General features: G+C 61.1%; 17 protein-coding genes. 12 read left to right on the top strand and 5 right to left on the bottom strand.

What is annotated here, in order from left to right; all coding sequences use genetic code 11:
- Positions 1 to 38: 38 nt before the first annotated feature.
- Positions 39 to 917 (bottom strand): endonuclease/exonuclease/phosphatase family protein, encoded by an 879-nt coding sequence (locus tag ACP3RB_RS01700; RefSeq protein WP_426699243.1) that lies wholly within the window; start codon positions 915 to 917, stop codon positions 39 to 41.
- Between the two features lie 431 nt (positions 918 to 1,348).
- On the opposite strand from ACP3RB_RS01700, the gene ACP3RB_RS01705 reads away from it, so the two are divergent.
- The 5 genes from ACP3RB_RS01705 (at position 1,349) to ACP3RB_RS01725 (ending at position 8,984) form a co-directional block, all read left to right on the top strand.
- Positions 1,349 to 2,986, top strand: coding sequence for an alpha-glucoside-specific PTS transporter subunit IIBC (locus tag ACP3RB_RS01705; RefSeq protein WP_424826931.1), 1,638 nt, complete (start codon positions 1,349 to 1,351; stop codon positions 2,984 to 2,986).
- Positions 2,987 to 3,304: 318 nt separating this feature from the next.
- Entirely contained in the window at positions 3,305 to 4,051 is a 747-nt protein-coding gene (locus ACP3RB_RS01710) for a MurR/RpiR family transcriptional regulator (protein ID WP_426699244.1), read from the top strand.
- Between the two features lie 87 nt (positions 4,052 to 4,138).
- Entirely contained in the window at positions 4,139 to 4,597 is a 459-nt protein-coding gene (locus ACP3RB_RS01715) for a cell shape determination protein CcmA (protein WP_294644498.1), read from the top strand.
- 96 nt (positions 4,598 to 4,693) lie between these two features.
- A complete protein-coding gene (locus tag ACP3RB_RS01720; protein ID WP_426699245.1) occupies positions 4,694 to 8,695 on the top strand; it encodes a DEAD/DEAH box helicase in 4,002 nt (1,333 codons plus the stop codon).
- Positions 8,688 to 8,984 carry a hypothetical protein gene (locus ACP3RB_RS01725; protein ID WP_426699246.1) on the top strand — a complete coding sequence of 99 codons (297 nt, stop codon included), beginning with the start codon at positions 8,688 to 8,690 and terminating at the stop codon, positions 8,982 to 8,984. The genes ACP3RB_RS01720 and ACP3RB_RS01725 overlap by 8 nt, the downstream gene beginning before the upstream one ends.
- A gap of 90 nt (positions 8,985 to 9,074) precedes the next feature.
- Here the strand turns inward: ACP3RB_RS01725 and ACP3RB_RS01730 are convergent, their stop codons facing one another.
- A complete protein-coding gene (locus ACP3RB_RS01730) occupies positions 9,075 to 9,260 on the bottom strand; it encodes an FmdB family zinc ribbon protein (RefSeq protein ID WP_311452638.1) in 186 nt (61 codons plus the stop codon).
- A 231-nt stretch (positions 9,261 to 9,491) separates the two neighbouring features.
- Positions 9,492 to 10,160: a 5-formyltetrahydrofolate cyclo-ligase gene (locus ACP3RB_RS01735; RefSeq protein WP_426699247.1), complete on the bottom strand. Its 669-nt coding sequence runs from the start codon at positions 10,158 to 10,160 to the stop codon at positions 9,492 to 9,494.
- A gap of 352 nt (positions 10,161 to 10,512) precedes the next feature.
- On the opposite strand from ACP3RB_RS01735, the gene galU reads away from it, so the two are divergent.
- From galU to ACP3RB_RS01770, 7 genes are all read left to right on the top strand, one after another.
- The gene (galU, locus tag ACP3RB_RS01740; RefSeq protein WP_315428574.1) at positions 10,513 to 11,421 is read left to right on the top strand and encodes a UTP--glucose-1-phosphate uridylyltransferase GalU; all 909 of its coding nucleotides are present in this window, start codon (positions 10,513 to 10,515) and stop codon (positions 11,419 to 11,421) included.
- Between the two features lie 302 nt (positions 11,422 to 11,723).
- The gene (locus ACP3RB_RS01745; protein ID WP_426699248.1) at positions 11,724 to 13,379 is read left to right on the top strand and encodes a hypothetical protein; all 1,656 of its coding nucleotides are present in this window, start codon (positions 11,724 to 11,726) and stop codon (positions 13,377 to 13,379) included.
- A 465-nt stretch (positions 13,380 to 13,844) separates the two neighbouring features.
- Positions 13,845 to 14,345 (top strand): DedA family protein, encoded by a 501-nt coding sequence (locus ACP3RB_RS01750; RefSeq protein WP_426699249.1) that lies wholly within the window; start codon positions 13,845 to 13,847, stop codon positions 14,343 to 14,345.
- 95 nt (positions 14,346 to 14,440) lie between these two features.
- Positions 14,441 to 15,664, top strand: a complete 1,224-nt coding sequence (locus ACP3RB_RS01755) for a LysR substrate-binding domain-containing protein (RefSeq protein ID WP_426699250.1) — start codon at positions 14,441 to 14,443, stop codon at positions 15,662 to 15,664.
- A gap of 38 nt (positions 15,665 to 15,702) precedes the next feature.
- Positions 15,703 to 16,200, top strand: coding sequence for an NUDIX domain-containing protein (locus ACP3RB_RS01760; protein WP_005505097.1), 498 nt, complete (start codon positions 15,703 to 15,705; stop codon positions 16,198 to 16,200).
- Complete coding sequence (locus tag ACP3RB_RS01765; RefSeq protein WP_426699251.1) at positions 16,200 to 17,375, top strand: glycine betaine ABC transporter substrate-binding protein; 1,176 nt, start codon at positions 16,200 to 16,202, stop codon at positions 17,373 to 17,375. Before ACP3RB_RS01760 ends, ACP3RB_RS01765 begins: the two co-directional genes overlap by 1 nt.
- 6 nt (positions 17,376 to 17,381) lie before the next feature.
- Positions 17,382 to 18,605 (top strand): pyridoxal phosphate-dependent aminotransferase, encoded by a 1,224-nt coding sequence (locus tag ACP3RB_RS01770; RefSeq protein WP_298593290.1) that lies wholly within the window; start codon positions 17,382 to 17,384, stop codon positions 18,603 to 18,605.
- A 129-nt stretch (positions 18,606 to 18,734) separates the two neighbouring features.
- On the opposite strand, the gene ACP3RB_RS01775 is transcribed toward ACP3RB_RS01770, so the two are convergent.
- Both ACP3RB_RS01775 and xseA read right to left on the bottom strand, forming a co-directional pair.
- Positions 18,735 to 19,001, bottom strand: a complete 267-nt coding sequence (locus ACP3RB_RS01775; RefSeq protein WP_426699252.1) for an exodeoxyribonuclease VII small subunit — start codon at positions 18,999 to 19,001, stop codon at positions 18,735 to 18,737.
- A gap of 50 nt (positions 19,002 to 19,051) precedes the next feature.
- Entirely contained in the window at positions 19,052 to 20,353 is a 1,302-nt protein-coding gene (gene xseA / locus ACP3RB_RS01780) for an exodeoxyribonuclease VII large subunit (RefSeq protein ID WP_426699253.1), read from the bottom strand.
- Positions 20,354 to 20,434 lie beyond the last annotated feature (81 nt).

Consider the following 20,434-nt stretch of genomic DNA (forward strand, 5'->3'; position numbering starts at 1 on the left):
AGGTGCCGTCGTATTCGGCGGCTATAAGTCTGGTGCCCTTAGCGCTGGTTGGTGAGGGGCGTAAGGAGGCTCTGCGGCGCCCAGCTGGAGGGGTCGAGCTCGAGGAGCAGGCCGCTGTGATCGGAAATCGCCTCGGGGGAGTTATCTCGGAAGACCACCTCGTGGGAGGCCACGTCGACGAGGCGGTCGGTGAACACGAAGTCGATGCGCTTGGCGTCCGTGTTACCTTCCCAGCCGGCGATTTCACGGTGTACGGTGTTCTCGCCGTCGGTGTGCTCCGCCAGCGAGCGGGTATCCACCATACCGCTGGAGGTGACCAATGCGTAGCCCTCATCGCTCAGATGTGCGGCGGAGTTGAAATCGCCGCCGAGCAGCACGGGTGCGGTGAGGGCGCATTCTGCGAGTGCCTGCGAGAGGTGGGTGTATTCCTGCGCGAAGAGGGGCTCGCCGTCGAAGTCCCACCAGGACATGTGGGTGGTGGCGCACCAGAAGGTACCCGTCTCAGTTTCGATGAGGGCTGCCTGCGCTGCGCGGCGCTGTACCTGGTGGTAGCCGTAGTCGGGGGACATCTCGATGGGCTTGATGCCGCGAATCGGCAGGCGCGAGAGGATTGCTACGCATTCGTCGTAGAGGTCCCAGCCGATGTGGGCTTCGGTGAGGGTCCACTCGTAGGTTGCACCCATTTCGTTGAGCGCCTGGACGAGGAGCAGGGCGTAGTTATCTTCGCGGACCGGCACGCCTGCGCCGCCGCGGTAGTTCAGGGGTTCCTTCACCACGGGGGTGGAGGTGAGCTGGTTGACTTCCTGCAGTGCAATGACATCCACCTGCTGTTCAATGATGAACTTTGCGAGGGTACGGATTTTCGAAATCTGGTGGATTTCGCACCAGCTGTGGGTGTTGAGGGTGAGGAAGCGCATAAAACTAAGTCCGGGGTAGTGCGTGAGAAAGAAGTGTGAGGGATGCACTCCGTTGTTGACGGTTGGGAGCGTTGTGTGGGCTCTCAACCTACGGGTGCACTGTTTATGCTATCGATTCTGTGGGCTGGGTAATAGAGGAAAAGTCTCATCTGCGGTCAGTATTTTTAACCAGTGCCGGGAGATGTTTCAGGTTCTGAAAAACTCTTTCAAAACTTCTATTTTTGGTATGTGTGGGCAGGTATGACCTGGCATTATTGTTTTTGTCTAAAACACATTCGGCATTTAGCGCACGCAGGTTATGTGGCGCCGCTCTCATACACTTCCATTTGGGGGTATAAAGATACGGCGTTCGAATGCATGAACAGCAGGCTGGCAATGAGCGCCAACCCCTGCGTCCGCTCACTCGACAACCCGAAAGGGCGTATAGCCTCATGATGGAAAAAGTACAGAGGTTCGGCTCTGCCATGCTGGCACCCGTTCTTCTCTTCGCATTCGCTGGCCTCGCGGTCGGTATTGCGATCATTGCACAGAACGGCGACCTGATCCCCCTCGCTGCTGACAAGGAAAGCGCGTGGAACCACTTCTGGTCTGTTTGGGAGTCCGGCGCATGGACCGTCTTCAACCAGATGGAACTGCTCTTCGTGATCGGTCTGCCCATTGCGCTGGCAAAGACCGCTAACGCACGTGCAGTGATGGAAGCTGCAATGGTCTACCTGACCTTCAACTACTTCGTCGGCACCATGCTCAAGGTATGGGGCAAGGGCGGCACCGGTTTCTTCGACCTGGACTACACCACCGACATCTCTGAGAGCGCGGCAGGTACCGGTCTGAAGATGATTGCCGGTATCAAGACCATGGACACCGGTATCTTCGGTGCCATCATCATCTCCGCAATCGTGGTGTGGGCACACAACCGCTGGTTCGACAAGAAGCTGCCCGACTTCCTCGGTATCTTCCAGGGTTCCCAGTACGTCTACGGCGTCTGCTTCTTCCTGATGATGCCCGTGGCATTCCTGTTCTCCTGGCTGTGGCCCTACGCTCAGCACGGCATCTCCTCCCTGCAGGGCTTCTTCATCGCATCCGGCGCACTCGGCGTGTGGGTTTACACCTTCCTCGAGCGCTTCCTGATTCCGACCGGTCTGCACCACTTCATCTACTCCCCGTTCGTCTTCGGTAACGTTGTTACCCCGAACGGTATCGCTAAGGACTGGCCGAGCCACCTGACCGAGTTCGCTAAGAGCGACAAGCCCCTGAAGGAACTGTTCCCCGGTGGCGGCTTCGCACTGCACGGTAACTCCAAGGTCTTCGCACCCATCGGTATCGCAGCGGCGTTCTACACCACTGCTCGCCCCGAGAAGCGCAAGGAAGTTCTCGCTCTGCTGATCCCCGTCAGCCTCACCGCGATCCTGATCGGTATCACCGAGCCCCTCGAGTTCACCTTCCTGTTCCTGGCACCCCCGCTGTTCCTGGTCCACGCAATCCTGGCAGCATCCATGGCAGCAATCATGTACCAGCTGGGTCTGGTTGGTTACATGGGTGGCGGTCTGCTGGACTTCCTGTTCCAGAACTGGATCCCGCTGTGGGCAAACCACTCCGGCACCTACCTCATGCAGATTGGTGTGGGCCTGTGCTTCACCGTCCTGTACTTCGTGATCTTCCGCTTCATGATTCTGAAGTTCGACTTCAAGACCCCCGGTCGTGAAGAAGACGGCGGCGAGACCAAGCTCTACAGCAAGGCAGAGTACAAGGCTGCTAAGGCTGCTGAGAAGGACGGCGGCGCAGCTGCTGAGTCCGCTGATGGCGACCTCTACGCACCCCGCGCAGCAGGCTTCCTCGAGCTGCTCGGTGGCGCAGAGAACATCACCACCGTGAACAACTGCGCAACCCGCCTGCGTGTCTCCGTTGCTGATGAGTCCCTCGTCAGCCCCTCGGATGCAGACTTCAAGAGCGCAGGTGCTCTGGGTCTGGTTCGCAAGGGCAAGGCATTCCAGGTTATCGTCGGCATGGACGTTCCCCAGGTTCGCGAGCGTTTCGAGACCATGGTGAACGAAGCTAAGACCCTCTCCTAAGAGGATTCAGCCTTCAACCGTCTGACGGTATGACGCCTCATAAGGTATAGACTTCGCCGGCGGTATCGGATAACACCGATGCCGCCGGCGAAGCTGTACCCGGGCTCGTGTCCAGACGTATTCCCGGCTCAAATCTGCATAACGCGCCCCTCAACGTGAGGGAAGACCACCCTCACCCACCCTGGCTGATGACCTTAGAGCGTGTACTATTTATATATTGCTCACCATCGGATTCAGGAGCTTTGAGTGGATTTACAAGATGTCGTGAATGCGAACCAGCACCGATTCAGTGAAACTGAACGGGAAATTTTGGCATTCATGCTAGAAAACGAAGAGTTCGTTGCAGAGTCAACGATCAACTCTCTGGCACATAAAACTTATACTTCGACCAGCTCAATTATCCGCCTGACGAAGAAGCTGAACTTCTCCGGATTTGCTGAGTTGAAGTACTTCATTAAGTCCTCTCTGAACCGCAGCGAACCCTTCAACCCGCGGTTCATCGAGAGCGGCCGCGAAGACATTCAGCGCACCTACGACTACCTCGAGCACATGGAGCTGAGCGGACTGCTCAAGCGGATCCATGAGGCTCGCACTGTGTACTGCTTCGGTACCGGCTACGCTCAGCGCAACGCCGTGCAGGAATTTGCCAAGTCCATGCAGGTTTGCGGTAAGTTCTGCCACGTCATTCCGGCACGTAATGAGTTCGAAAGCGCCATGAACAATATGACCCAGGATGATGTGGTCATCATTGTGTCCTTCTCCGGTCAGACCGAGAATATGCGCGAACACATTAAGATGCTGGCGCTACGCCGCATCCCCATGATTGCGGTGACCGCCATTGGTGTGAACTACATGTCCTCGCACGCCGAGTACTCCCTGCACTACCAGACCACCCCCACCCACATCAGCACCCAGCGCAAGCCCTACTACTCCTTCGTGGCGCTGTCGGTGCTGCTGGACTACATCGTGCGCCGCTACATTGAGCACGTTGAACACGAGCGCCGTGAAACCCTGCAGGACCAGGTGGATGACGCCCTCAACAACGGGGGCGAAATCGACGCCTAACAAGGCGTGACTGTGCCCACCTGCTCCTTCACTCAATCCTTCTGAATCCGACCGAATCCGCCTGAGACCATCTGAAAGAGACACCCTGTGACCGCAATTTTCGCGCTCATCGAAAACACCGAGAAGATGCGTAAGTACCTGTTCTGGTACCTCATGATCATCCCCGCGTTGCTGCTGCTGTGGATTGCCCTGGGCGCAGCGAACTCCCAGATGGACTTCCAAGCAGCCCTGAAGATTCCCTTCTTCACCGTGGCGTTCCTAAACGCCTGCCTTAGCCTGCTGCTGGGTGGCACCCTCAAACTCGCAGGTGCAGAGAACGAACGCACCGAACGAGCCTACGCCCTGTACCTGACCGTACTGCTGGTCATTATCGGTAACCTGCCCGGCGCAATCCTGAGCTTCTTCCTCTTCCGCTCTCTGCGCTTCGGCAACCTGGAAGGCGAACTGGCACCCAAGTACCGTTGGGCGCTTCTGCCTGCCCTGGTCTTCTACGTATTGGTGACCGTAGTGCTGCTCGCCGTCAATATCGCAATGTGGTCGAAGTAAGCACACAGGCACAGTAAGCACGCAGGCGCACACTGACACCCGCCCCGCTTGAGGCACACCCGGGCAGAGGACCCCGGAAGAACCACCATCTTCGGTGTGTACGTGCAAACGTACACCGCACTGACCCACAAGGACACTCACGACGTGAACCAGATTCCCGAGCCTACCGACGCGCAGCACGCACCCGGCACCCCGGCTGATACTACTCAGCCCGCCGCAGCCGCCGCGACCTCAGCAGAGGAAACCCACGAAGTAGCCGACGAAATCAACATCGCCGAGCTGCCCGCACACCTGAACCCCGCCCACGAGGACTTCGACCCCTCGGCGGGGCTTGAGCGCTGGGCAGAACAGATGGACGTCTACACCGGCCCCGACGCGATGCTCGACTTCAACCAGGTCGACTACGTGCACATCGACCTGTCCGAGGCGAACCCCTCCGGTCTGGCTCAGCTACTCGCCGGACGTAAGACCCGCCTCTCCACGATTCTGCGCGACAAGTCGCAGCTGGAGGCGGGCATGCGCTCCGCACGCACCCTGCGCACCAAGATTTACGAACTCGCTACCGACCACGGCCTGGACTCGGGCTACTTCGTGGCGGGTACCGCCTCCTGGCTTTCGCACGACACCCGCGAGGATGCCGCCGCCTACGAGAAGCGCTTCATCGCGCCGATTCTGATGGCTCCGCTGAGCATCACCCCGCACCCTAAGGACGACGACTTCGAGCTGCGCCTTGCCGGTTCCGCACGCCTGAACCCGGCGATGGTCCGACAGATTAAGCAGGAGTACGGCATCGACCTGGGCACCATGGATGTGGCTCAGCTGGCGAACTCCATGTCCCGCCTGGACCCCGAACCGGTCATCGAACGTATGCGTGCCTCCGCCGGCCGTATTCCGGGCATGACCATCGAGTCGAAGTACTTCATCTCAACCTTTGCTGACCTGAAGGAAAGCCTGGGCGAACTGCCGCACACCGCCATCACCCCGCTGGTTCGTGACCTGGCGGCGCTGAAAGTGCCCGGCGTGAAGCCGCGTGAGCTCAATGCCCACAACCTGCAGCCGCCCCTGGACCAGCGTGACCCGGCAGAGGAAATGCTCCTGCTGGACGCGGACGCGAACGCCCAGGAGATTATCGACACCGCGGTTAGCGGATTCTCCTTCACCATCACTGCGGCGCCCGGCACCGAGCCGCTGCGTACCGCCGTGAACATTGCATCTGCCCTGATGGGTCGCGGTAAGTCCGTGCTCGTGGTGGGCGAGAAGCGCTCCACCCTCGCTGAGTTCTCGGCGCTGCTCAAGCGCACCGGCATTGAGAGCCTGCGCTACGACCTGCTTGCCGAGCATGATGCTGAGGCTCAGCGTGCCGAGTTTATTCGCGCGATCGTGCGTAATGAGAGCGCCGAAGAGCCGAACTCTGAGGACCTGAACGAAGAGCTCGTGGCGACCCGTGCCGCGCTGCTCGACCACACTCGTGCCCTGCTGAACAAGGACTCGAACTGGCAGATTTCTGTCTACTCTGCGTTGCAGCGTCTGGCTGAGCTGACCGCTTCCGAGGACGGCCCGGCAACTCGCGTGCGTTTTGACCGCCCCATGCTCGATTCGCTCATGGAGCGTGAGCAGGTGCGTGCAGAGCTGGTGCGCCTGGGCGAGATTGATGGTTTTGCGGCGGCTTCGCGTACCTCCCCGTGGTACCGTGCCCGCCTGGTCAATGACGAGGAGGCCGCTGAGGCGTACGCCCTGGTCATTACCCTCAAGTCCTCCCTGCTGAACCTGCATGAGGCGATGAACCACACCAGCGCCATGCTGGGACTGCGCCCGGGTCGTACCATCGCCGAGTGGGAGTCGCAGCTGGCGATTCTGATGCGCATCCGCGAGACGCTCAAGCGTTTCCGCGCTGATGTCTACGACCGCCCGGTGACCGACCTGATTGCGGCGACCGCCTCGGGTGCGTGGCGCCGTGAGAACGGCATCGAGATGAGCAGTATGCAGCGTTCCCGTCTGCGCCGCGCGGCGAAGGAGTACATCCTGCCCGGCGTGAATATTGGTGACCTGCACGAGCAGCTGAAGGTGGTCCAGGCGGAGCGCGCCGAGTGGATTCGCCACATTGAGGCGCCCCGCACCCCGCAGATTCCGGAGAACCTGGATCAGCTGGCTGCCGCCCTGAACTCCCTGGTTTCTGAGCTGGCGGGCCTGGGCATTGTCCTGGCGGACACTGTCGAAGGCATCGATTTTGTGCGCACCGACCTGGATGTGCTGGACGCCCGCCTGGACGCCCTCATGGCGGACCGCGTGCTGCTGATGACCCTGCCGGAGCGTGACGCCCTGACCCAGAAGCTGCGTGAGCGTGGCCTGTCGGAGCTGCTCGATGACCTGTACGCACGTCAGGTTCCGACCGAGGTTGTTTCCGCTGAGCTGGAGCTCGCCTGGTGGCAGTCTGCCCTGGAGTTCTTGCTGCAGCATCACGAAGGTAAGCTGCTGGACGGTGACCGTCTGCGCGATACGGAGTCCCGTTTCCGCCGTGCCGACTACGCCCACATGACCAGCGCTCCGGCGCGTCTGCTGGCGAAGATGGCCCGCGTGTGGACTGACCGCATTGAGTCTGAGCACGACCAGGCGGCGTACCTGAAGAGTCAGCTGCGCGGCTACGAGTTCGTGCTCGAAGAGCTGCTGACTCACGCCCCGGTCATGGCGCGTACCCTGTTGCCGCTGTGGACTGCGAGCCCCTTCGCCCTGGCGCGTAAGGTTCCCGCCTCCATGCGTTTTGATACGGTGCTTCTGCTGGATTCCGAGTCGACCCCGCTGGCGGCAAACCTGCCGGCGATTACCCGCGCCGACCAGGTGATTGCCCTGGGCGACCCGCATTCGGGTTACCCCTCGCCGTTCATCGTGTCTGCGCCGACTTTCGGTGCACCCGAGCCGACCGACGAGCAGCTGGACAGCACCTTCGACGTGCTCGCAACCATACTGCCCAACCGTACCCTGGCGATGCTGCATCGCAGCATGGACCCGGTGATTCTCGACTACCTGAACCGTGAGTTCTACGGTTCGCAGCTACATGCGGCTCCGGTGAGCCGCGCCTCCGCTCAGCCTGCCGGTTCGCTGACCGTTGAGTACATTGATACTCGCGGTAAGGTCAGCGATAACGCGAACTTGGATTCGCCCGGTGTTGAGGTGGAGCGCGTCACGAACCTGGTGCTCGAGCACGCGTACCGCACCCCGGACCGTTCGCTGGCGGTTGTGACGGCTAGCCCGAAGCACGCTCAGCGTGTGGCTGAGTCGGTGCGTCACGCCCTGAGCCTGTACCCGCAGCTGGCGCCGTTCTTCGCTGCCGGTGAGGAGTCTTTCCGCGTGGTCGATCTGACCCGCGCCGAGAGCCTCGAGCGCGATACCGTGATTTTCTCCCTGGGTGTGGGCCGTGCCCGCCTGGGTCAGGCGTCGTATGATTTGGGTCAGCTGTCTGCCGAGCACGGTCGCCAGGGCTTTGTGGTTGCGTTGACTCGTGCCCGCCGCGCCCTGCGCATCGTCTCGTGCATTGACCCGTCGGAGCTGGACCCGCAGAAGCTGCACCACGGCGCGGTGGACTTCTACCACCTGCTGCGTGAGCACGCGGAACGTCAGGCACGTGAAGAGGTGGAGGCGAAGGCACAGCGCGTACCGGAGACTCTGCCGCGTAACGCATTCTTGGCAGCCGACGAGGCTGACACCCCGGATTTGGGCGACTGGCTGCTGAACGATTTGGTGGCGCGCCTGCAGGCTTGCGGTGTGCGTGTGACTCGCGGCGAGGGTGATATCGCTCTGATTGCGCACGCCCCGGAGAAGGTGGCGGCTGAGCCGGTGCCTGCGCTGGGCGTGGCTCCCGTGGTCTCGTCGAGCCCGAGCGTGCCGGCGGCTATGCCGCTGGTGGCGTGCTCTGACGGCGAGCAGAATTACGCGCGTGCTTCGGTGCGTGAGCGTACCCGCCTGCTGCCGGAGCGTCTGAGCCGCACGGGCTGGAACTACATTACGCTGGGCACCCTGGAGGTGTTCGCTGATCCGGACGCTGTGGTGGCGCGCGTGCTGCACTACCTGGATATGGATGAGGGCGCTGAGGTTCGTGGCTAGTTATTCGTCGACGCCGAAGCCTCGCCGCGGTCACCGTCGCGTGAGCGGCGGCGGCTCGGTGAGCGGGGCTGAGCCTCTGCTGGTGGGTGTCACGACGCCTCCGGCTTCGGGTACCTCGTCTGTTGTGGGGTTTTCCGCGAAGAAAGCTGATGCTCAAAACCCGAACTCTCAGAAGGCGGGTTCCCAGAAGGCGGCTACTTCCGCGCAGCCGCTGACCCCGGAGGAGCGTGAGCGTCTGGAATGGATGCGTCAGCAGCGTCCTCCGCACTGGGGCAATAACATCGTGTAGCGCACCCGAGCCGGGAGTGCTTCTTAAACGCCGAGGGGCGGGGCAACCTGTGTTGCCCCGCCCCTCTTTTGGCTGGTGTGGAACTTCCGCCTAGGATTTGCCCTTATCGGTGCTGTAGAAGCCGGAACCCTTGAAGGTCACGCCGACGGTGTTGTAGCGCTTGCGCAGGGTTTCTTCGCCGCACTGCGGGCAGACGCGCAGCGCATCGTCGCTAAAGGACTGGCGCTGTTCAAAGACGTGGTTGCAATTCTTGCACTGGTAAACGTAGACCGGCATTTTGTCCTTCTGTATCCGTTTTCGCTGGGATGGTTTATTAACGTGGTTTGAGTGTACCGCTTTTGAAACCTTGGGAGCTATTTGCGTTTTCTTCTCAAATAGCTTTTTCTGGTTTCTTTTTGCCTTTTTCCTGAGCGCTTTTATTAATGTGTCTCGCATATCTTTACGCTTTTGCCTAAAGATTTGGGGTGTCAATCAAGAGCAAACCGGGGATGGGTGAGCCGGGTTCTTTTAGCTCTGCGGGTGAGTGCGGAAAATGCCTTCCTCGGTGAGGATGACCGGCAGAATGGCGTCCCACTGGTCGTAGGGGATAGCTTCGTACATTTCATCGGCAAAGACCACGCCGATGCTCTGCTCCTGCAGCTGCTGTGCGCTGAGCAGGGGGATAATGCGGTCGTAGTAGCCGCCTCCTTGGCCGAGGCGGTGCCCGCCAGCGTCAAAGGCGAGAGCGGGGATGAGGCGCACATTGGCGTTTACGAAGGCTTGATCGTCCTGTTCTTCGCCCTCGGGTTCGGGGATTCCCATGGGGCTGAGCGGGTGCTCAACGGCGGGGTCCCAGTGCACCCAGGCGAGTTTGCGTCCGGGGCGCACGACGGGCACGAGGATACGGTGTCTGTCCTTGTGCAGGCGGGTTAGTGCTTCAATGATGGGCGGCTCGGATTTGGTGGGCAGGTATGCCGCAATGGTGCCGGGGGAGTGGAGGCGCTGCGCGATGGCCTCGAGAATGTGGCGGGTGAAAAGGTTAGTCATCCGCTGCTGACCCTGTTCGCCGCGGTGGCTGCGTGCGGTGAGGCGGTGCGGGCGGATTTGGGAGCGGAGAATATCTTTATCCAGGGCGATATCGTCTGCGCTGGCTCCGGCGTCGGAGTTGCTGGTGGCGGCTGTGGTATTGAGAGGCATGGTGTGTCCCATCGGTATTGCGGGTGAGGTCTTATATGGGGGGCGGAGATGAGCTGGTTTGGGTCATGGTTCCTCCGCGCTGAGGGGGGTGCCTCCGCGCTGAGGAGTGTTTCGAGGCAGCGCGAAAACATCCTTGTGGGTGTCCAAAAGCAATCCGCTCTGCTGGGCTGTAGATTCTACTTTTCAGTATAGGGATTGTAGAAAGTAGCATTGGGCTCGGAAGAACGTATTCTCTCTGCACCCCTAAGAATGTACCTTCACTGATATGTAGTTAGTCACGTTGAAGATTTTTTCATGTCATAGTCTCGATAAATCGCCTTAAGTACTTTACAACTTAGGGTATTCTTGTGGCATGGCTACTGAAATTAAGTCTGTTACTAAGGCAGTTATTCCTGCTGCTGGTCTGGGCACCCGATTCCTGCCCGCAACGAAGGCAACCCCTAAGGAAATGCTCCCCGTCGTCGATCGCCCCGCGATTCAGTACGTGGTGGAGGAAGCAATTCGTGCCGGTCTGAACGACGTTCTGATGATTACCGGTCGTAACAAGCGTGCTCTCGAGGATCACTTTGACCGCGTTCCCGTTCTGGAGCAGCAGCTCGCCGAGCAGGGTAAGGACGCTCTGCTCGCATCCGTGGTAGCTACCAATGAGATGGGCGGCGACCTGCACTACGTGCGTCAGGGCGACCCCAAGGGTCTGGGCCACGCTGTTCTGCGCGCAAAGCGCCACGTCGGCGATGAGGCATTCGCTGTTCTGCTCGGCGATGACCTGATTGACGAGAAGGAAGACCTGCTCACTCGCATGGTGGAGGTCCAGGAGCGTACCGGCGGTTCCGTCGTTGCTCTGATGGAGGTTCCCCGCGAGGCTATTTCCGCTTACGGTGCAGCTGCTATTGAGGCTGTTGAGGGCGAGGACGGTTTCGTTAAGATTACCGGTCTGGTTGAGAAGCCTGCAGCTGATGAGGCTCCCTCGAACTACGCTGTGATTGGCCGTTACGTTCTGAGCTCGAAGGTCTTCGAGGTTCTGGAGAACACCGCTCCGGGCCGCGGCGGCGAGATTCAGCTGACCGACGCTCTGCAGACCCTGGCTCAGGGCGAGGGCGAAGGCGAAGGTGTCTACGGTGTGGTCTTCTCTGGCCGCCGTTTCGACACCGGTGACAAGCTGTCCTACCTGAAGGCAAACGTTATTCTTGCTGCTGAGCGCCCCGAGTTCGGTGACGACCTGCGCGCATGGCTGAAGGACTTTGTCGCAGAGAACTGCTAATTACTCTGCATCCGTCCTCTAGCGAGGGCAACCGATAAATACCAACCACGCTGAGGAAGGCGTTCTTTCCGGTGGGGCGTTAGCTCCGAGGGAGGGCGCCTTCCTTGTTTCGTAGACAGATAGTGCCGAGTGAGAGCTTGGCGATATTTCTGTGGTGAGTATGCTCCGGCATGCTCGGGTGCATATTCCTTCTGGGGTATATGCGCATATCCAGCCCGATTCTTTCCTCTTATGGAAAGCATCGGGAATATAAGGGTATGATTAAAGTCTAGGGATAAAGGGACGATAGAGGGCGACCTGATATGACGCTGTTGAACACCTCCGGTGTGTTGGTAATTCTGACCGTGATTTTGCTGCTGTGGTTTGTGCCCAGGAGCCTCCGTCGCGCGCCCGCAGGTCACGTCATGGAGCCTGAGCGTCCCCTGATTAGTGCCGAGCGTACCGCTGAGGACATTCTCGCCTCCGCCGGCGTGCTGCTGAATGAGTCGGAGGCGTACCAGTCCTCCGATCATGCGGTGGCGCCGGGTACCTCCCTGCCCTCTTCTGCTCTTCCGCAGGCTTCTTCCTCTCACGCTGTCGATGAATCCGCTCAGCCTGCCCCGGACACCGCATCTATCTCACAGATTCGCGAATCTTCCCCCACTGCGCCCTATACCGATGCAATCCCTGTAGTGGAGAAGTCGAAGCCCTCACCGCTGTCTTACTTTGATACTTCGAGCCCGAGCGGTATCGCCCTGTTGGTTGCCGCCGGTCTGGGCGTGCTTGCCCTGATCACCGGCCTTCTGGCACTCTTTGCTGATTTGGCGTGGGGTTGGGCTGTCCTCTTCCTGATTCTTGCCGGTGGTGCGTGGGCTGTGAGCCGTTTTGGTCTGCTGGAGTCTCTTGCCCATCAGGTGAAGGAGAACCGCGATGAGCGCCGCGCCAAAGCTGAAGTAGAGGATGCTGAGGACGATGATGCTGAGGGTGAAGCGTACGAAGGCTCCGACGACGAACCCTACGACGATGCACCCGAATTGGTAGATGGCCCGGCTGCTGAAGGCCCGGATTCTGAGGCTTCTGAGCCTCAGTCGCGCCCCGCTACCCGCAAGCCCGCTGCCCGCAAGTCTGCCGGCAACCTGAACCGTGAGGCGGCACGCCCGAGCCGCGCGCACATCGCGGTGGAGGCATCTGAGGATGCACCCGATGCTACTGCTCGCGAGGCTGTTGCTCGTGAGGAAGTGCCCGCGCCTTCTCAGACTGCGCGTCCCGTTCGCCCGGCACCCGCTCGTTCTGCCGCTACTGCTTCTACCGAGCCGCCTGCAGCTCACCGCCAGGAGCGTCGCCAGCAGCGTCCAAGCCGTTTCCAGCCGATTCGCCGCGGTAGCGTGCTCTTCGACCAGGAGAGCGGTTCCGCTGCTCATGCTTCCGCCACTCGTGCTTCCTCCGCTGCTGCGCCTCGTACCGCGGGGCAGCCTCGGGTAGCGCAGGCGCCGGGTGCACAGCCTCAGCCTGCTCAGTCCGCTCAGCCTGTTCAGCCCGTTCAGAAGGCTCCGGCACCCGCTGCCCAGCCGGTAGCGCCTCAGTCTGCTCAGCCCGCTCAGGTTCAGCAGGCACCCGCGCAGCAGCCGGCAATTCACCCGGATCAGCCGGTGGCTCGTCAGGCTCTGCGTGACGGTTCGCCTGTCCGCCAGGCGCCTGCTACTCCCACGGCTCCTGCCGCTCAGCCGATTCCCGAAGAGATTCCTCTGCCGGATGTCCTGGATGATTCCGAGTTCGACGCACTGGATATCGCCTCGCTGAACGACCTTGCTCACTCTAACGGTGCTATTGCGACCGGTGGTGTTCGTTCGACGAACCGTCACCCCGGTGCTGGCTCCTCCTTTGAGGCGGTCAGCAACACCTGGAACCCGGTTCAGCTGCCCAAGCCGCTGAGCGCCCTGCACCGCCAGGATCAGGGTAAGAATCAGGGTAAGAAGTAGACTTCGCTCTAAATGCGTAAAACCCCGATAGCTTGTGCTGTCGGGGTTTTTCGCGCTGTCCGGTTTTTGCGCTGTCAGTGGTTTGCGTCTATGTGAATGTGCGGTGTGGGTAAAGCTGGTAGTTAAAAAGAAAAGGAACCCCGTCCATGGGGTTCCTTTTCCAGCATCACACACAGGAAGAAAGTCTTCTAGACCGACTAGGAAGACCTTCCCACAAGGCCTGCCCTATTCGGTAATAAAAATATATCCTAATTCCTGCACCTGATACAAGCCGAAAATAGCGACACCCTGTCAATAAACTAAGGTTTGCCTAAGTAAAATCCGCGCCATTGCAGGCGACAAGGGGTAATAACCCTCGGCTGAAAAAAATTTAAAAAACTTTTTAGCCCCTCCATATGTCGAAGTAAGAAGCCTCAAAGAACCTTCAACCAGGCCAATATTGCCCACTCGTGAGAGAATAGCCGAGTGAAAGAATGGTTTGACGCACTCCCGATTGAGGTTGCCCTAGCTTTCATGTGGGTGGTCGGTATCGTCCGCACCAGCATCGTGTACGCTCTTGGTGCGCTCGCTGCTGAAGGTGGCGCGCGCCTCGACCGCATCCGCAAAGCCATGGACAGCCCGCTCTACCGTAAAGCGCGCCGCTTGATTAACCGGTGGGGCGTTGTTGCCGTGCCCCTCTGCTTTCTCACCGTGGGCCTGCAAACCGCGGTCATCATCACGACCGGCTTCACGAAAATGCCGCTGCGCCGCTGGGCTCCGGCGATGCTGGTCGGAACCCTCATGTGGGCGTGCATCTACACCACCATCGGCTTCGCAATTCTTGCCGCGCTCGGCCTGGAACCGTGGATGTTCCCGCTCGCCCTCGCCATTATCATTACGGTGCTGGTCATTGTGTCTCAGCTACGCGAACGCCGCATTAACCGCGAAACCGTTGCGAACGCTACGGAGAATATCGTCGAGAACTAGTCCTGTCTCCAGCAAGGGATAGGTGCACTATCTTGTCGGGTTGAGCCCGCTCACCTGACCCCATACCCCAGCCTAAGATGTGCTAGCGTGGAGGGATGAGTTCATCCGCATCCTCCACCGCAGGTACCCCCGAAGAGCAGCCCGTCAACGACCATGCTCTCACCATCATCGACCCCGAGTTGAGCGCGCCCGAAAACGCTACCGACGAGGTAGAAACCGAAGCGCTCGTCGGGGCTCCCACCCGCGTGTACCTGCACCCCGAGCAGCTGGCAATGATCCAGACTCCGGAGGCTCTGCCCATCCCCGTGCTACAGCGCTCCGTGCTGCGTGTGAGCTACGTGCCGGCGATTATGCCCGGCAAGTGGTTCAGCCGATGGCATGAGCGTTACGGTGACCGCGTGCAGCTGGCGGAGGTGCCCGTGCGTGAGGCGCGCGGCCTGGACTCCCTGCATCAGGACCTGTGCCTGATTGATCCCGCCGCTAACCCCGCCGCTGGATTCGCCGCTGAATCTGCAGAAGCTGCCTCCGAGGCGCCCGCCGAAGCTACCGAGCACGCCCCCACTGAGCGCACCACCATTGAGCACGCCACCATCGAGTGCAAGAACGTACCCGAGACCCCCTTCGCGCACATGAGCATTGTGCGTCCCGACCGCGAGCCGGCAAGCAACGACGGCGAGAAGTACCACAGCATCCGCCTCTACGAGGAGCTGCCCGTGGTCATTCTGCCGGTGGACCACGTGCTCACCGTGCTTGATGAGGTGCCCGTGGAGGAGCTCGCCGAAGAGTTTCTGCTGCAGCCCGCCTCCGATATTCCCGCCTATGAGGAAGTGTCCCGCGCCTGGCGTGAGAGCGCCGGCCGCATCGTGCCCGAAGGCCTGACCGATAAGGAAACCATCGAGCTGGTTGCCGCCGGTGTGGGCCTGTACATTGTGCCCATGTCCATTGCGCGTTTCTACCACCGCAAGGACCTCACCTACCGCCCCGTTGCGGGCCTGGACACCTACCCGGTGCACCTGGTCTGGCCGCGTGCCCCCAAGGGTGAGCCGCGCAGCGAAGAGCTCGAAGCGCTCCTGCAGGACTTTATCGGTATTGTGCGCGGCCGCACCGCAACCAGCGACCGCGGTAGCGAAACCCGACAGGCACGCGCCGAACGCATCGCTGCCGAAAAAGCCAAGGAAAAAGCGAAGGCACGAGCCGCCAACGCCCGACGCGAAGCCCGCGATAAGAAGCGCGCCAACGCCAAGAAAAACGGCAACGCACGCCAGCACGCTCGACAGTCCGCCAAAGCCGCCAGCGCACGCCGCGGCAAGAAACGCTAAAGAACGATAGACGGTAAAATCAAACCATGGCATTAGCAATGGAAACCCGACCCGCAGCCTACGCAGTCATCATCGAGCAGGGCAAGCTGCTCATGACTCGTTGGGTGCCCGAAGACCGCGCGCTCAGCCCCCTCTGGTCCCTGCCCGGAGGCGGCATGGAACCCGGCGAACAGGCGGACGAGACCGCGCTGAGGGAAACCCTCGAAGAGACCGGCTACAGCGTCGCCATTGAAGACATTCTGGGCGTGCACGCCGGACACTTCCCCGTGCGCTCCACCCAGAAAGACCCGCAGGCGCTACCCTTCTGCGCCCTGCGGGTGGTTTTCCGCGCCCACATTGTCACCGGCGAACTGCGCCACGAAATCAACGGCTCCTCCGACACCGCACGCTGGGTACCCATCGCTGAGCTAGACACCATCCGCTACGGCACCCTCATCGACGAGGTCGCCTCCATGATGGGCTACTCCAACGCCGCCAGCTGGGCACGCGAATACCGCGAATTTCTTGCCGACGAAAACGCACGGAAGCTTCCCTAATGAACCGACTGACCATCACCCGCCGTGCGGCGCTCACCTCCCTGGCACTCATGCCGTTGCTTGCCGCCTGCGGTAGCAACGACACGACCCCGCACGTGGATCCCTCCGCGTCCAGCTACGGCACCCTGCGCATCGGCTACGGTGCCCTGCGTGAGATGCGCGCCGTAGCGCACGTGTACGCGCGTGCCCTGCGACAGGTTGGCTACTCCGTAGAACTGGTGGACACTGACAACAGCCGCGCTACCGCCCTGCGCGGGCTCATGGTCCCTTCGGCGAACTCCACCACCCCCAGCGCCACCCTGCCCGACGACGAGGAAAGCAGCGCCGCCACCGTCGAGGCGTTAGACCTGGTCATCGACTACAGCGGCGACCTGCTGCTCTACCTGACCGACGACGGCAAAATCAGCCCCGCCGCCGCGCAGAACGAACGCATCGCAGCCTCCGTGAGCGCCTCCGCTCAGGCAGCCGGCGTGACCCTGCCCCCGGCAGCTACCCCCACCCCGGAGGAGAGCACCGCCTCCGCGCATGCTACGGACGCAACCGCGAGCCCCACCGCAAGCTCCACACGCTCCGCCGATCCCATCAACCTGCGTGCCATGAGCACCACCGACATGACCAACGCTATCTCGCGCATCCTGCCCGAAGAGCTCATGCTCCTCAACGGCGCAAACGCCACCAACAAGGATGTACTGGTCACCACCCGCGCCGTGAGCGCCCGCTACAAGTTCAGCTCCCTCGCGAACCTGCGCGATGTGCAGTCTTCCCTGGCGTTCTCCATTCCGACCGGGTACTCCAGCGGCACCTACGGCGTGGATTCTCTGCGTAGCCTCTACCACTACCGTGTGCACGACCCGAAGATTCAGGACGACCCCGCCGAACGCGTCAACGCCCTCACCGCAGACACCGTGCAGGTGACCCTGCTGCACAGCTGCGACTCCGCGATTGACGATAACCGCCTGGTCACCCTGGAAGACCCGTCAACGGCACTTCTGCAGCAGCAGCTGGTGCCCATTATTCGTCGTACCCTGCCAGATAGCGCCCGTACGGCAATTAACCGCGTATCATCTACATTAGACACGGGTAACCTCTCGTTCCTGTTGCGTCTGACTAGCGGATCCAACCCCATCGCAGATGACGACGCAGCACAATTCATTTTGGATCACCCTAGAAAGTAAATCATCATGACGAAGTACCGTCAGTCCTCAAAGTTGAGCAACGTCCTGTACGACATCCGCGGCCCCATTCTGGATGAGGCCAATCGCATGGAAGCGATGGGCCACCGCATCCTCAAACTGAACATTGGTAACCCCGCACCCTTCGGCTTTGAGGCGCCGGATGCCATCATGATGGACATCATTCGTCACCTGCCCGAAACCCAGGGCTACTCTGACTCCCGCGGCCTCTACTCGGCACGTACCGCCATTGTGCAGCACTACCAGAACCGCGGCATCATGAACCTCGACACCGACGCCGTCTACCTGGGCAACGGTGTGTCCGAGCTGATCCCGATGACCCTGCAGGCACTGTGCGAGACCGGCGACGAAATCCTGGTCCCCATGCCCGACTACCCGCTGTGGACCGCATCCACCGCGCTGGTGGGCGGTAAGCCCGTGCACTACCTCTGCGATGAGGAAAACAACTGGTACCCGGATATTGAAGACATTAAGTCGAAGATTACTGAGCGCACCAAGGGCATCGTGGTTATCAACCCGAACAACCCCACCGGCGCCGTGTACCCGCGCTCCGTGCTCAAGCAGATTGTCGACGTGGCACGCGAGCACGGCCTGGTAGTCTTCTCTGACGAAATCTACGAAAAGATCACCTACGACGGCGCTGAAGCCATCAACATGGCAACCCTCACCGGCGACGACGTGCTCTGCCTGACCTTCTCGGGTCTGTCCAAGGCATACCGCGTCTGCGGTTACCGTGCAGGCTGGGTCGCTATCACCGGCCCGAAGAAGGATGCCGCAAGCTACCTTGAGGGTATTCACCTGCTCGCCTCCATGCGCCTGTGCTCCAACGTTCCGGCACAGCACGCAATCCAGACCGCGCTCGGCGGCTACCAGTCCATTAACGAGCTGATTGTTCCCGGCGGTCGCCTGTACGAGCAGCGCACCCTGGCGCACAAGATGCTCAATGAGATTGACGGCATCAGCTGCACCAACGCGGACGGTGCGCTCTACCTGTTCCCGAAGATCGATATTGAGCGCTTCGACATTACCGACGATGAGCAGTTCGCCCTGGACCTGCTGAAGAGCCAGAAGATTCTCTTCAGCCACGGCCGTGCGTTCAACTGGAAGGACCCGGACCACTTCCGTCTGGTGTTCCTGCCCGATACGCAGACCCTCACCAGCGCCCTGGAGCGTCTGGGTAACTTCATGGCTGACTACAAGCAGAAGCACTAGCCCTGCCGTCTCTGCTACATGTAGACGGAAAATAGCCTGCCCCGCAGTTCTGTTGAGCTGCGGGGCAGGCTATTTTTAGAGGCTTTGCGGATGCGCCAGAGGGCGCAGCAACACGCCGGGAGGGGCATGCTAGTTCGCCGCAGGCTCCCCGTCCTGTGCACCAGCCTGTGCGCCGCGTGCCGCGTTCAGGCGCTCCTGCGCACCCTGCAGCCACGCCTCGCAGCGAGCGGCAAGCGCCTCGCCACGCTCCCACAGGGCGATGGAGGTTTCCAGGTCGCTGGCGCCGGACTCCAGCTGGCGCACGACCTGCTCCAGCTCGGCACGCGCCTGCTCGTAGCCGAGGGTTTCGACGGGTGCGCCCAGTTCGGCGCTGTTGAAGCTAATGTTCTCGCTCATTGAGGAACCTTTCAGAGGTAAAACTTAGGGGTGAAAACCAGGGGTAAAACTTAGGAGATGTTTGAGGGATCCGTAGAGGTCACGGTCGCCTGCGCCTGCCCGGTCGCCGCGCGCACCGTAATCTGCTCGCCCGCACTCAGCGCCGAAGCGTCACGCACAATAGCGCCCGCGGCATCCTGAACGATGGAGTAGCCGCGGTTGAGCGTCTGTGCAGGCGAGAGCGACCGCACCCGTGCCAACGTATGCGACAGAGTCGCCGACTCACGCTCCAGACGGTGCTGCATCGAACGGTGAGCGCGCTCGCGCAGCTGGCTTAGCTCTTCCACACGCATGAGCAGGGAGGACTCCGGGTGGGTGAGCACCGGGCGGCTCCGCAGCTGGGCAATGTAGTTCATCTGCATGCCCACGTAGCCGAGCACCGCACGGTCCAGGCGGGCACGCGCCTCGGTAATGCGGGCGGTTTCTTCCGAAATATCGGGCACAATGCGCTTACCCGCATCGGTGGGGGTGGAGGCGCGCAGATCGGCGACCGCATCGAGGATGGGGGAGTCCGCTTCGTGACCAATCGCCGAGACCACCGGGGTGGTGGCTGCCGCGACGGCGCGGATGAGCGCCTCCTCGGAAAAGGGCAGCAGGTCCTCGAAGGAGCCGCCGCCTCGGGCGATGACGATGACATCCACCTCCGGGTGGGCGTCCAGTTCGGCAAGAGCCGCAATGACCTCAGCCGCCGCACCCTCACCCTGAACGCGGGTATTGCGCACCTCGAAGACCACGCCGGGCCAGCGCAGGGAGGCGTTGCGGATAACGTCCTTCTCTGCGTCAGAATCGCGACCGGTAATCAGACCCACACGATTCGGTAGCATGGGCAGCGGCTTCTTCCGCGCGTCAGAGAACAGTCCCTCGGCGGCGAGAGCTTCGCGCAGACGCTGTAGCTGCTCGTGCAGGTTGCCGGTGCCGACCGCGTACACTTCCTTGCCGATGAGGGAGAGCTTGCCGTTCTTCCACAGGCTCGGCTTGGCGCGGGTGACGATGCGAGCACCTACGGTCACATCAGCCGCCAGGCCGCTACCGGCACGCCCAAAGAGCGCGAGGGTGAAGGAGAAGTCTTCGTTGAGGTCTTTAAGCTCCATGAAGACGTTGCCGCCGCGGCCGTTGAGGGAGGCGACCTGCGCCTCCACCCAAAGCTCGGGAACCTTGTCTACGTAGTTTTTGAGGTTCTGCGCGAGCAGGGCGAGGGGCCAGGGGTTGGTGGCGGTGGTTTCCTGAGACTTCCCGGGAAGCTGCCGCTCGTGCACGGGCGGCACCACCAGTGCGGGTGCCGGTTGCGCTGCGGAGGGGTTGTAGAAGTTCATACCCTCTATTGTCCCTGATTGGTTGGTTATGCGCCTGCTCACAGGTCAGCCGAGCGAATCGGGGTATCTTGCACGCAGTGC

Source organism: Rothia mucilaginosa, from assembly GCF_049990865.1.
GTDB classification, from domain to species: domain Bacteria; phylum Actinomycetota; class Actinomycetes; order Actinomycetales; family Micrococcaceae; genus Rothia; species Rothia mucilaginosa_I.